We start from the raw sequence: 13,293 nt of genomic DNA on the forward strand, positions 1-13,293 counted from the left end.
TTGCGTTCAATCGGCGCACGGCGCCGGGTCCGTTATTCCCCAACGTCCCCGGCATCGGCTTACTTCGTGACGATTGCCGCGGTCAGCCCTGCGTTGACCAACGGCAACAACAGATTCAGCACGCGGTTAAAGCGCACCAGGCCGCCCGCGTCCACATAGACCACATCTTTCGGCTGCAGCTCGAACTGGTTCGCAAGCAGCATCGAGACCGGCGAAGTGGCGTCGAGATGCCAGACCTGCGGCTTGAGGCCCGGACCGCCGCGAATCACGTAGAGCTCCTTCGCGTCGGCCGTGGTGTTGTTCAGGCTGCCCGCCTGCGAGATCGCCTCGCCGAGCGAGAGCCGGCCGTTTTTCATCGGCAGCACCGTCGCCGGTTTGTTGACTTCGCCCATCACATAGACGCCGTAGTCTTCACGCGCCTCGATACGCAGCAGATCGCCGTTCTGCAGCACGATCTTCGAGGGGTTCTGGTTGTTGTGCAGCATCTGCGCGACATTGACGTAATAGGTCTTGTCGTCGCGCACGATCACCACATGACCCTGATCGGCGCTCGGTGCAAAGCCGCCTGCCCGGTTGATCGCCTCGGTCAAGGTCATCGGTATGTCGTTGATGGATTGCGAGCCGGGCGCGCGCACTTCGCCGTCAATGTAGATCTGCGAGGCGCGATACGAGGCGACGCGCACCGTGACCTGCGGCTTCACCATGACCTTGCCGAGATCGGCTGTGATCTTGCGCTGCACCTGCTCGGCACTGTCGCCGGCCACGTGCAGCGTGCCGACGTACGGAAACTGCAGGTTGCCTTCATGATCGACCAGGAAGCCCAGCGCCGCGTCCGCGGGGCGCGAAGGCGCGACCGGCTGGCCCAGTGCCGCCGCCAGCTCCGGGTGGTCCCACACGGTAATCTGCAACACGTCGCCGGGGCCGATCTTGTACGGTCCGGGATTGCCGAACAGCGGCCCCAGATCGTTGCCGTCGCCCGTCACTATCGCCTGCTGCTCCTGCTGGACGGTCGCGAGCGTGATATCGGTGATGGGAATCTGTTCTGCGCCGGTGGCCTTGCCATCGTCAGTATTGCTAACCGGCAGGCTTGGCGGTTGCACCATGCGTTGACCGGGCACAGCCGAGCACGCCGCCAGCACCGCAAAGGCGGCCATGATGCCGAACACGCGCGCATGCTGAACTGCCGTATGCGCCAGGGCGGCCCCGTTTGATACGATCTTTATTCGACACATTTTAGTCTCCCTCACTGCGTCAATAAGCGTTGTTATGCACCAGGCCCTTGACGATTGTTGCTGCGATGATGCGCATGTCCAACGCAAAAGACCAGTTGCCCAGGTAGTACAGGTCATGCTCCACACGCCGCTCCATTTTCTCGATCTTGTCGGTCTCGCCGCGAAAGCCGTTGATCTGCGCCCAGCCGGTAATGCCCGGTTTGATCCGGTAGCGCTGGATATAGCCCGCCACCACCTTCTGGTACAGATCGTCGTGCTCGAGCGCGTGCGGGCGCGGCCCGACGACCGACATATCGCCGCGCAGCACGTTGAAGAACTGGGGAAGCTCGTCCAGACTCGTGCGGCGCAGGAACGCGCCGAGCCGGGTAATGCGCGCGTCATGCCGTGTCGCCTGGGCAAGCGTGCCGGGCGTCTCGGTATGCAGGCGCATCGAGCGGAATTTGTAGATCGTGAATACGCGGCCGTCCGCACCCTTGCGCTTCTGCCTGAACAGCACCGGGCCGCGCGAGGACAGCTTGACTGCAATCGCGATCGCCAGCAGCAGCGGCGCGAGCGAAATCAGCGCGACGGCTGCAAACAGGCGGTCGAACATTTCCTTTTGCAACTGCGAGGTCTGCGACAGCGGTGACGCCACCAGGTTGATGGCCGGCACGCCGAGCAGATCGATCATCGTGCTCTCGAACATCGCCACGCTGCGCAGGTCGGGCATGAAGCGGATATTGACGAGATCGTCGCGCAGTTCCTTCACGCATTCGTGAATCGTGTGCTCTTCGGAGAGCGGCAGGGCCAGCCACAATTCGTGCACGTCCTGGGCGCGGATATAGTCGGCGAAGGCGTGCAGTTCGTCGAAAGACGGCACCGAGGGAATCGCGGCGCTAAGCTTCGGTGTGTCGTGCGAGACATCGAGTACCGCCGCGGTGCGAAAGCCCGCGGCCGTGCAGCCGTCAATCTTGCGCACCAGCGCCGCCGCGTGCGCGCCGCGTCCCACCACGGCCACCTGGCGCAGATTCATGCCGGCATGGCGCACCCGCGCGAGCACGCGATGCACGGCCACGCGAGAGAAGATCAACAGCGCACCGGTCGTGCCGGTCCAGTAGGCAAACCATAGACGCGAGACGAAGTCGCTGCGGTGCAGGGTGAACATCAGGACCAGCGCACAGGTCTGCACGGTCAGCCAGGCAAGCGACACCTGCCCCACCAGCCCCATCTTCGAGCGGCCGCGCCAGGACTGATAAACGCCGAAGGCAGGAAAAAGCGCGAGTGCGAACGCCGCCGCGAACGCGACGAAGGCGTAATAGAAGCTGCTTTGCCCGATTTCGTCGAAGCGTATATGGGACGCGATAGCCGCGCCCGAAACGACGAGCACGACGTCCACAAGGCGCGCTGCCAATGCTTCAGGCTTGATCATTTTTCTCTCCCCACCAACGGCATTGAAACGGTTGTTCCCACCACTTTTTGCAGACTGCTTTTTGCCAACTGCCGTGCCGACTACCTGTTCGAACCGCCTGTACCCACTGCTCCTGCTACCGCCACTGTGTTTGCCGGATAAGCCGGACTCAATTGCAGCGGCCGTAGGTATCGTCGAAGCGCACGATGTCGTCTTCGCCGAGATACGCTCCGGACTGCACTTCGATGATTTCGAGCGGCACCTTGCCGGGGTTCTCGAGCCGGTGCTTCACCCCTAGCGGGATATAGGTCGACTCGTTCTCACTCAGCAAAAAGTGCTCGTCGCCGCGCGTGACCATGGCCGTACCGCGCACGACTACCCAGTGCTCGGCACGATGGTGATGCAACTGCAACGACAGCCGCGAACCCGGATCGACCACGATGCGCTTCACCTGGAAGCGGTCGCCGTGATCGATCGAATCGTAGAAACCCCACGGGCGGTGCACCTTGCGGTGCTCGTCCGCCTCGGGCGAATGCTGGGCCTTGATGCGCGCCACCAGCCCCTTGACGTCCTGCACGTGCGAACGGTCGGCCACCAGCACGGCGTCGGCAGTTTCCACGACCACGATATTGCTGGTGCCCACGCACGCCACGAGGCGCCCTTCGGAATGGGCATACGAGTCGGTCGCTCCTTCGAACAGCACCCGGCCGCGCGCCACGTTGCCGGCGGCGTCCTTGTCGAGCGCATCCCACACGGCATCCCATGAGCCCAGATCGGACCAGCCGGCCACCAGCGGCACGACCACGCCTTCGAACGGCTCGCCTGCGGGGCCCGCCGTGCCGAGGCGTTCCATCACCGCGTAGTCGATCGAATCGGATGGAGCCTTCGTAAAGGCCTCGGTTTGCGGCCGGAAGAACGGACCGTCGGCGTGGCCGTTGGCAAACGCGGCGAGACAGGCCTCCGCCATGGCAGGCTGCAGACGCTGCACGAGCGCGAGCCATACCGACGCACGCACCACGAAGATGCCGCTATTCCACCAGTACGCACCCGACGCCACATACTGCGCGGCGAGTTCGAGAGCCGGCTTTTCGACGAAACGGTCAATGCGGTGCGTCCCCGGTTCGATCTCGGCACCCAGGCGGATATAGCCGAAAGCGGTGTCGGGCCGCGTCGGCGGCACACCGAGCGTCGCGATCGCACCGCGTTGCGCATGCAGCGCCGCCTGCGCAACCGCTTGCTGGAAGGCACATGTGTCGAGCATTGCGTGGTCTGCCGGCATCGCCACCAGAATCGCGTCCTCGCCATCGGCTGCCGCCAGCGCGGCGGCGAGCGTCAACGCGGGCGCGGTATCGCGCCGTGCCGGCTCCACCACGAGATGCGCCGCGACGCCGCTTTCGCGCAGCTGCTCGGCCGTCACGAAGCGGTGTTCGTCGCCGCACACGATGATCGGCGTGGGCCGCACCGTCCACAGCGCCGGAAAACCTTCCAGGCGCCGCACCGTGTCCTGCAGCAGCGAATGCGTTCCTATCACGTCGATCAACTGCTTGGGATAGTGCTCGCGCGACAACGGCCAAAGCCGGGTTCCCGAACCGCCGGCCAGGATCACTGGGGCAATGCTCAGACAACTTGCCGGCGGCTCGCTTGCTGCGAGCCGCCCGGCGCCGTCGCCGGTGCCGCCGTCCTGACCAGCGTCATCCCGGTACGCGTTTACCATTTTTAGTACTCCTATTACTAAATAGGATGTTCCTGTCCCTGCAGGGTCGCATCACGCGAAGTTCGCGCCCGCCGTACCTAGTCCTGAGTGACGGTACGGCTGCGTGCGCGGTATTCGGTCGGCGAAAGCGCCATGCGTTTGCGGAAGATCTTCGCCAGACGGTCGCCGTTGCCGGTGCCGCTGCGCCGTGCAATCTTGTCCACGGGCAACTCGGTTTCCGTGAGGAAGTTGCAGGCAATGCGCAGGCGCACCTGCAGCAGATAATCCGACGGCGTGACGTGCATCTCATGCTTGAAACGGCGCAGGAAATTGCGCTCGCTCATCGCCGCCACATGCGCTGCGTCCGCCACCGACACCGGCCGGTCGCAGTTCGCCTCCATCCAGCGGGCCGCCGCACGGATCTTCTCGCCGACGCTCATGGTGCCGCCCTCGGCAAGCCGCGGCATCAATGACGCGCCCATGCCTGGCATCACGCGGTCCGCCACATTGCGGGCCACATCGAGACCGAGATCGCGCTTGATGAACATCAGTGCGCTCTTGCTTGCGTCCTGGCGATCGTTGGCTTCGGCCAGCGCGCTGTCGCTCGCAACATTCGACAGATAGGGGCTCGCATGACGCAAATCGTCATGCTCGGCGAGCCCTGCCGCCGCGAGCACCATGCGGCCTTCGGCAATCGGCTCGATCGTGCGGGTGCGGGCGCGCACCGAGCGCAGCCAACCCAGCAGGCGCTCGTCGCGGGCTGCCGCGCCGGCGCCGTAGCCGCCGGCCACGAACAGCACGTCAAAGCCGATGCTGTAGCGCGCATCGACGCCGTCGCTCCACATGCGCGCCGACGACGAACTGGCTACGCTGCCACCTTCCATCGAGAGGAATTGCACTTCGTAAGGGGGGTCGTCGCCGCTATGCGCAGTGGCGATTTCGTTGGCGGTATGGAACATCTCGGCCACGATGCCTGCTCCGAGCAGACCGAACCGGTCAAACAGCAGGATGCCGATGCGGCGTGCCGCACATCGCACATTCACACTAGGCGTGTGCAGCCAGGTGACTCTCGCAGTATCAACGGACATATGCGGCATGATCTTCCCCTATCATGTCATGCGTTGCGGGCCGAATCTTGTGGTTTTCTAAGCTTTTAATAGCATTGCACTGCATCATATCCACGCCGAAAATCGCCATTGATGGCAGTGACCGAAATGCGCGCGATGTTGGCGGATTGCGTCGCTATATATAAATTCGCAAATTGGAAATTTGCTGCGAACGTACAACAGCTTGGCTAATCGCGACTTTGATCCGTTTGAAATCCACTAGCGCCTTTTATTTCAAAGGCGCACTGAAGATCGGACGAATCCACGGTCTACTGGACGAGCGAAGCCGGTACGGCAGGCGAAATCCCCGGCAAGCGGAGATGTTGCGCTGCGTGTGGCAGGAGTCCTTGGGGGAATCCTCGTACGATGGCCTGTGTAGAGCTTTATGACGCGTCGCAACAAGCATGCCCCGTACCATCCTTGATGTGATGCGGGATTGCGGGCACCGGACGGTTCCGGCGGCGTCCCGGGCTGGCAAAAATGTTTCAAACGTGAAATCAGACGGCGGGCCGCGGGCCGGTTTTCGCGGCACCCGTAAAGATATCCGCGATTGGTTATTTTAACGAATCGTCTGAAATAGCCCATTTACAGCCGATGAACAAAGTTGTTTCAAAACCATACAAAGCCCGGAAAAAGCCCGCGGCTGGCGAAAATGTTTCAGTTCTGAAACGGCACGTTAACTCAATCCGTCTGATTTATCCGCTTTTGTGCATTTCCGCGGCGCCGCGCATGCGTGCGGAGATATGTATGCGTGGCGGAGCAAGCCTGGCACTATCGGACATCAGTTGACATTTCTGTACGATAGTTCGCACTTCATATTAATTATGTCTGAGCATATGTGTATCTCTTACTGTGCAAAGATCGTACGATCGCAGCATTGCATCCGGTGTCAGCATGGTTGCGCGTCAGGCAGCGAGTGCGCACGACATGCGAGACTTGCTGCTTTCACGGCCTGGCCTTTGTCGTGGCATGCCAGGAGCATATCCACTATGCTGGGGCCTGACGCTGTCTTCAGTCACTCGTCCACACATCATGAGACACCCGCCGGCCTCGGAGTCTGATGCCGCACGATCCGTGCGCCCTGGCCGGGGTGCGCGAAGCGCGCCGGCCGTGCTGCAATGGCTGGTCGCGTTCGTGCTGGCGGCCTGCAGCCCGCGCAACGACGCGGTGAGCGCCGCCAGCGCCACCGCTGCGTCGGCACAGTCGAACCCGGCTCCGGCTACCGCGATGCCGGGGGCGGCAACCTCGCATGCCGCGATCACCTGGACCGCCTGCGCCGCCGAGCATGGCGTATGCGCCTTTACAGGCACGCATCAGGTCAAATACGGCAGCGATACGCAATACGTGATCCTGACCTTTAGCGGCGGCACGGCTTGCGACAACGGCGTGTTCGGCGATCCCTCCCCCGGCACGGAAAAGCGCTGCTGGTACGACAGCGGAATCGCAACGGCGCCCAGCACACCGTCGCTCACCGCCACGCCTCACGGCAATGCGCTGACCTGCAGTGCGCCTTCCGAACCCGTCAATGCCACGCCCGACGGCCCAACGATCGAGGCCGATACGCCCGGCAGCGACGGTACCCGCATGTTTACCAACGGCCATCCTTTTATGGTGAATTTCACCACCCGCGCGAATCATGGCGACACGCTCGACTGGCAGATTCTCGACGCATGGAGCAACGTGCGCGCCGCCGGCCAGTTCGAGGTGGCGAGCGGCCCGCAAGTCGTGTCGCTGAATTGCGTTTCGACGCTGGCCGGTTACTTTGCAGTATCTGCGAGCCTCAGTGCGAGCGGCGCCGGTTTGCCGACGCGCGGCACGCGGCCGGCGGGCATCGCGACCTTCGGCGTGCTGCCGGATCTCGCGAGCGTGCTGGCGCCCCCCTCCTACCCCCGCGAGGACCTGCACCGCTTCGGCGGCCAGGGCGCGGCCTTCGTGGCACCCGGCCAGCACTGCTGCTCGGGCGACGGCTACCGGCCGCTCTATCCCGACCTCGGGCTGCGCTGGGTCAATGACAATCGCAACTGGTACATGATGGAGCCGAACGGGCCGAACACCTTCAACGCCAGCGCATATCCGCTCGCGCCGGTGTTCCGGGCCGGCGACCTGATGCGCCTGATCCAGCTCGACGGCATCCCGGCGTGGGCAAGCCCCACCCACGCGGCCACTCATAGTTATCTGCCGGTCTCGCTGCCGGCCTATCAGAGCTTCATGAACCGGGTCGGACAGGAATCGAACCAGGTGCGCGCACAACGGTTTCCGCACCAGTCACGCAATTACTATCAGGTGACATGGGAGCCCGATTACAACAGCGGCCTGCCCTGGCGCGACACCGACGCCAATCTGGTCGCGCTCTACCAGGCCACCTGGGAAGCGATCCACGCAACCGATCCCGACGCGGTGATCATGGGCACCACCAACGCCTCGGTCGCCACCAACACGCAATGGCTGCAACGGCTCGCGCCACTCGGCATTGCCCGTTATCTCGACGGCGTGTCGATCCACGGCTATTACGATGTCGGCACCTCGCCTTCGCATCCACCGGAGCGGCAGGCTGGCGACAGCGACCCGGCGAAGGCGGCGCAGTCGCTGCCGGCCAGCATGCGCGCGCTGCGCCAGCAGATTGCAGGCACCCTCAAGCCAGGCGCGCGCCTGTTCGTCACCGAAACGGGCATCAGCTACGACATCGGCTCGAAATACGGTCCGAATTCGCCCACGCCCAATGTGTTGTATGCGCAAGGCGCGCTGGTGGCCCGCACACACCTGATCCTGCTCGGCGAAGGCGCCGACGTGACCTATCTGTTCTATGCGACGGATTTTCCGGGGCAGATCGGCTACGGCCTGTTCTTCGATCTGAGCGACCCGCAAGGCGGTTTCGGCCCTTCGGCGATCAGTCCGAAGCCCGCGGCCATGGCCACCGCCGCGCTGACGCGCATCATCGACGGCACCAACACGCTCGGACCGGTGAATGGCGTACCGGCGGGCGTGTACGTCTATGCGTTCCAGCAACTGAATGGCGGTGCGGTGATCACCGCGCTGTGGACCCACAACAATGCCGTCTGGAACGCGAGCAAGGGTTTCAGTTCGACCTACCAGATACCGTACCGCCTGCAGGTCGACGCGCCCGGCACCTCGGGCCAGGTGAGCGTCATCGACATGATGGGCAATCCGTCGAGCCTTCCTTATAGCAACGGCATGGCCGCGCTCACCCTCACCGAAGCGCCGATCTATGTCATCTCGGCCAACGCAAGCGTGGCGAAAGCCAACGTCACGACTCCGGCGGGCTACGTCGCCCAGTGAGTTGTCCTGCGGCGCAGAGAGTTCGGCGCAATTGGCCAGGGTATGGCGCACGGACACGCCGCCGCGAAACGCTAGACTGAAAGCACCGCGGCATTGACCGCGCTGACGAGCACCGGCAAGCGCCGCGAAGCGGTTGCGCGCGCCTGTTTCACCCGCGGTAGCGGCCCTTTCCTTCTACTTGCAGTCTCGTACGGTCCAGCTTGCGGAGACGTCATGCATGACTTGCCGTGGTACTGGCTCTTGCTTGGCGCCATGCTGAGCTCGCTCGTCGTGCTGTTGCTCGTGGTGGCCGCGCTCGCCCTGCTGCTCTGGGGCATATCGGCCCGCATCGCGCGGGTGGAAAGAGACGAATGAGGAGATGAACGAGACCATGCTTGCGCGACCTGAATTTCTCGACGTCGTCCGCCTTACGCCGCTCATCTCGATCGACCTGATCGTCGTCGACACGCGTGGCCGCGTGCTGCTGGGGCGGCGCGTCAACCGGCCGGCGCGTGGCACCTGGTTCGTGCCGGGTGGACGGATCCGCAAGGACGAATCGCTGAACGGCGCGTTTAGCCGCATCGTATGCGAGGAACTCGGGCTGGAGAACGTGTCGCAGAATAGCGCCTGTTTTCGTGGTGTATTCGAACACCACTACGACGACAATTTTGCCGGCGCAGCCGATATCTCAACCCATTATGTGGTGCTCGGCTATATGCTGCTGCTGCGCGATACTGCGCCGATCGGGCGGTTCGAACAGCATAGCGACTATGCGTGGATGGCGCCGTCGGAGCTGCTGGCTTGCCCCGACGTGCATGAAAACACCAAAGCATATTTTCGCTGAGCGGTCTCTACACTCCACAGCACCCGCCGCACTCTCGCCTCACAGCGCCACCTCCGGGTGGTCCGCCGCCAGCTTCGCGTTCAGATACGCTTCGAAGCTGGTTTTCACCTCCGGATGCCTGAGCGCGAATTCCACGGTCGCTTTCAGATAGCCGATCTTGCTGCCGCAATCGAAGCGCTTGCCGCGATAACGATAGGCAAGCACCTGTTCGTCCGCAAGCAGCGACTGGATCGCATCGGTAAGCTGAATCTCGCCGCCCGCCCCTGGCCGGGTTTTGCGCAAATGGTCGAAGATGCCCGGCGTGAGCACATAGCGCCCCACGACACCGAGATTCGAGGGTGCAAAAACGGGTTCCGGTTTTTCCACCACGCCGGACATGCGGAAGATGCGCTCGTCCCACGCCTTGCCTTCGATCACGCCATACGAACGCGTGTCCTGCGGTTCGATCTCTTCCACGCCGATCACCGAGCAGTGGTAATGATCGAACACGCCGATCATCTGCGTCAGCACGGGCGGGCGGCCGTCGATCAGATCGTCGGCCAGCATCACGGCAAACGGCTCGTCGCCGATCAGCTTTTCCGCGCACAGCACGGCGTGCCCCAGACCGCGTGGTTCCGATTGACGCACATAGAAGCAGTCGACGTGGCTCGGCTTGATGCCGCGCACCAGATCGAGCAGCGTCTGCTTGCCGCGCGCCATCAGTTCGGCTTCGATCTCGTACGACTTGTCGAAGTGATCTTCGATAGCCCGCTTGCCGCGGCCGGTGACGAAGATCATTTCGGTCATGCCCGCGGCGATCGCCTCTTCGACTGCATACTGGATCAGCGGCTTGTCGACCACCGGCAGCATCTCTTTCGGACTCGCCTTGGTGGCGGGGAGGAAGCGTGTGCCTAGTCCGCCTACCGGAAACACCGCCTTATGAACGTTGCGCATTTTTCTTCGCTCCCTTTAGTAACGAATCGTCTCAACTGCATGCAAGCTGAAGGCGGATTTCCTGCTATGTGGGTTCAAGCCTATTCTCCGGACACCGGAGCCACCTGCCAACAGTTCGCCCTTTACCGCCCTTGATTGCGCTTCCCCCTCAGTGCCGACGTTGCGCCACCTGCGCGCGGCCGCTCCTTAAACAAAGTTTCATCAAACGATTGCCCTCTTTCAAACTTTGCAGCGCTGCCGCGCTCCATAATTTCCCCATCGAACTATGTATGAGGAGTCGCGACATGACGATGACCATCGAGATGGTGAACGAGTACGGTGACCACGCTGTCCGGGTTGCGGTCGGTCAAAACACCGTACTGCTCGGCGCGGACGAAGTCGACGCGGTGATCGAGCGCCTGAGCCTGATCCGCGCCGCCATGCGTCCCGAAGTACCGAAAGAACCGTCGCGCACCCATCAGTACGTGATCGAGATGGACCCCTGCTGGCACACCGAAAAACATCCGCTCTATGACGGCGCTGTCCTGTTCATGCGTCACACCGGTCTCGGCTGGGCCGGTTTTGCGCTGCCCACATCCAGTCTCGCGAAACTCCACGAAGCGCTGTCGCAACATCTCGATGTTCTGCAAGCGGAAGAAGTGCACGCATTGATGAATTGAGTGGCATGCAGTCGCGACGTTTTAAGGCCCCCCTGTCCCCGCTCGATTCACGCTGTGTTTGGCAATAGACTCTTGCGCGTTCGAGGCAGAGCCATATCGTCGCACCGGTTTATTCAATTTCATGCAGCAATGTCTTTCAAAGTTCGTACTCACCGCCTGCGGGTAGCGCTCTATACTGGGTTGTCCGCGTAACTGCGGTCTTTTTCAAGATCTCCTTAGCAGCGCGGCTTCGGCCGCGCTCTTTTTTTGCCTGTCGTTTTTGCCTGTCGTTTTTGCATGACGGCCTGCGCAGCGCGCCGGATCCGCGCTCGATGCCCCACGCGGTTCATGAACATTGCATAAAATTAAAAAAGACTTAATCAAGCTGGCAGTGCCGTGTTATCCGCAAGCGTCCATGATGCACGCATCGTCCTTTCCTAGTGTCAGAACATGAACCAGCTACAAGCGATGCGTGTCTTCACACGTGTAGTCGATCTCGCCAGCTTCAATCTGGCCGCGAGACAACTGGGCATGTCGGCCGCCGCCGTCACGCGCAGTGTCAGCATGCTCGAAGCACATCTGAACATGCGCCTGCTCAACCGCACCACACGCAGCCTGTCGCTCACCGAGGTGGGCAAGGAGTATCTGGACGGCTGCCGCACCATCATCGAGAAGCTCGACGAAATGGAGTCGAACCTCGTGCAGACCACGCGCGACCCGCGCGGCACGCTGCGTATCGCCACGCCGATGACTTTCGCCACCTCCGGTCTCGGCACCCTGCTGGCCTCGTATCGCACGCTGCATCCGCGTGTCGACTTCGATGTCACCACCTACGACATGCATATCGACATGGTCGAAGGCGGCTTCGACGTGTGCTTCTCCGACGACCGGCGTCTTGCCAGCTCCACGCTCGTGAGCCGCACGCTCACCAGCATCGAGGAAGTCACGGTGGCTTCGCCTTCCTATCTGGCACGCCACGGCACGCCGCGCGACCCCGCCGCGTTGAACCGGCACGGACTGCTGACCGTTTCGGACGGCAGCTCGCGCACCTGGGAATTCGCCGACGCCGACGGTGTCTACCGCGTCAACACAGGCAGCGCGCTGACGGCTACCAGCAGCGCAATGGTGCGCGTCGCCGCGCTCAACCATATGGGCATCGCCCTGCTGCCGCTGCCGCTCGTCAGCGACGACCTGGCGCACGGCACGCTCGTGCCCGTGCTCGAACAGTACGAAGTGAACGGTGGCCCGCGTCATGTGTCCATCCTCTACTCCGGCCGCAACTATCTGTCGATGAAGGTGCGCAGTTTTATCGACTTCGCGGTGAGCCAGTACCGCGCCCCCGACAAACCTGTTGCGTTGCGCGTCGTAGCCTGATGGACCGCAAGAATATCAATCGCGAACTATGCCGAAGATACTCACGATCGAAGACGATGAACTGATCGCGGACGACATCGTGCGCACGCTTACGTCAAGCGGCTTCTCGGTCGACGTGGCGCGCACCGGCCGTGAAGGCATGGCCAAGGTGATGGCAGGCGAATACGACGTCGTGACGCTCGACCGCATGCTGCCCGATCTCGACGGCCTGACGATAGTCGCCACCATGCGCGGCGTCGGCATGGAAACCCCGGTGCTGGTGATGAGCGCGATGTCCGACGTGGACCACCGCATTCAGGGGCTGCGTGCCGGCGGCGACGACTATCTCACCAAGCCGTTCTCGGCAGACGAGATGTTCGCGCGGGTCGAGGTGCTGTTGCGCCGCCGTCCGCGCAACGCCAAAGCCGAGACCTTCCTGCGCACCGGCGCGCTGGAACTGGACCTCGTGCGCCGCCGCGTCACCCACGGCAAGCGTGAGCTCGAATTGCAGCCCACCGAATTCCGCGTGCTCGAATTCATGATGCGCCACGCCGGCCAGGTGCTGACCCGCACGATGATTTTCGAGGCCGTATGGGGTTGCCGCTTCGATCCGGGCACCAACCTGATCGACGTGCACGTGGGCCGTTTGCGCAAGAAGGTCGACGTGCCGGGCGAGCGCCCGCTGATCCGCACGATCCGCGGCTCCGGCTACCTGTTCGGTTGACGCACCGGCGCACCCGCCGGCGCCGCTTCCTCCCCCGCGTTCAAGCGCCCGTTCTGCATGCAGGACGCGGCGCTTCAGGCGCTAAAGCCGCGCCTCGTTCGTTATGT

General features: G+C 62.8%; 11 protein-coding genes. 6 read left to right on the forward strand and 5 right to left on the reverse strand.

From position 1 onward, the window contains the following. Positions 1-59: 59 nt before the first annotated feature. The 4 genes from FFS45_RS24895 to FFS45_RS24910 form a co-directional block, all read right to left on the reverse strand. Complete coding sequence (locus tag FFS45_RS24895; protein ID WP_137957313.1) at positions 60-1,154, reverse strand: polysaccharide biosynthesis/export family protein; 1,095 nt, start codon at positions 1,152-1,154, stop codon at positions 60-62. Positions 1,155-1,251: 97 nt separating this feature from the next. Then, positions 1,252-2,640 (reverse strand): undecaprenyl-phosphate glucose phosphotransferase, encoded by a 1,389-nt coding sequence (locus FFS45_RS24900; RefSeq protein ID WP_137957288.1) that lies wholly within the window; start codon positions 2,638-2,640, stop codon positions 1,252-1,254. A 148-nt stretch (positions 2,641-2,788) separates the two neighbouring features. After that, positions 2,789-4,333 (reverse strand): mannose-1-phosphate guanylyltransferase/mannose-6-phosphate isomerase, encoded by a 1,545-nt coding sequence (locus FFS45_RS24905; protein ID WP_137957289.1) that lies wholly within the window; start codon positions 4,331-4,333, stop codon positions 2,789-2,791. A gap of 77 nt (positions 4,334-4,410) precedes the next feature. Then, the gene (locus FFS45_RS24910) at positions 4,411-5,409 is read right to left on the reverse strand and encodes a helix-turn-helix domain-containing protein (RefSeq protein WP_137957290.1); all 999 of its coding nucleotides are present in this window, start codon (positions 5,407-5,409) and stop codon (positions 4,411-4,413) included. Positions 5,410-6,450: 1,041 nt separating this feature from the next. Here FFS45_RS24910 and FFS45_RS24915 point away from each other — a divergent pair. The 3 genes from FFS45_RS24915 (at position 6,451) to FFS45_RS24920 (ending at position 9,538) form a co-directional block, all read left to right on the forward strand. Next, a complete protein-coding gene (locus FFS45_RS24915) occupies positions 6,451-8,715 on the forward strand; it encodes a hypothetical protein (RefSeq protein ID WP_249362914.1) in 2,265 nt (754 codons plus the stop codon). Between the two features lie 213 nt (positions 8,716-8,928). Continuing rightward, the gene (locus FFS45_RS41845; RefSeq protein ID WP_171029742.1) at positions 8,929-9,069 is read left to right on the forward strand and encodes a hypothetical protein; all 141 of its coding nucleotides are present in this window, start codon (positions 8,929-8,931) and stop codon (positions 9,067-9,069) included. A 16-nt stretch (positions 9,070-9,085) separates the two neighbouring features. After that, a complete protein-coding gene (locus FFS45_RS24920; protein ID WP_137957315.1) occupies positions 9,086-9,538 on the forward strand; it encodes a GDP-mannose mannosyl hydrolase in 453 nt (150 codons plus the stop codon). A 39-nt stretch (positions 9,539-9,577) separates the two neighbouring features. Here the strand turns inward: FFS45_RS24920 and galU are convergent, their stop codons facing one another. Next, a complete protein-coding gene (gene galU, locus FFS45_RS24925; protein WP_137957291.1) occupies positions 9,578-10,471 on the reverse strand; it encodes a UTP--glucose-1-phosphate uridylyltransferase GalU in 894 nt (297 codons plus the stop codon). 284 nt (positions 10,472-10,755) lie between these two features. Here galU and FFS45_RS24930 point away from each other — a divergent pair, with 284 nt between their 5' ends. The 3 genes from FFS45_RS24930 (at position 10,756) to FFS45_RS24940 (ending at position 13,186) form a co-directional block, all read left to right on the forward strand. Next, positions 10,756-11,130: a hypothetical protein gene (locus tag FFS45_RS24930; RefSeq protein WP_137957292.1), complete on the forward strand. Its 375-nt coding sequence runs from the start codon at positions 10,756-10,758 to the stop codon at positions 11,128-11,130. 429 nt (positions 11,131-11,559) lie between these two features. After that, positions 11,560-12,483, forward strand: coding sequence for a LysR family transcriptional regulator (locus FFS45_RS24935; RefSeq protein WP_137957293.1), 924 nt, complete (start codon positions 11,560-11,562; stop codon positions 12,481-12,483). A gap of 28 nt (positions 12,484-12,511) precedes the next feature. Beyond that, positions 12,512-13,186: a response regulator transcription factor gene (locus tag FFS45_RS24940; protein WP_137957294.1), complete on the forward strand. Its 675-nt coding sequence runs from the start codon at positions 12,512-12,514 to the stop codon at positions 13,184-13,186. Positions 13,187-13,293: the final 107 nt, after the last annotated feature.

This window comes from Burkholderia sp. 4M9327F10 (genome assembly GCF_005503145.1).
Taxonomy (GTDB): Bacteria; Pseudomonadota; Gammaproteobacteria; order Burkholderiales; family Burkholderiaceae; genus Paraburkholderia.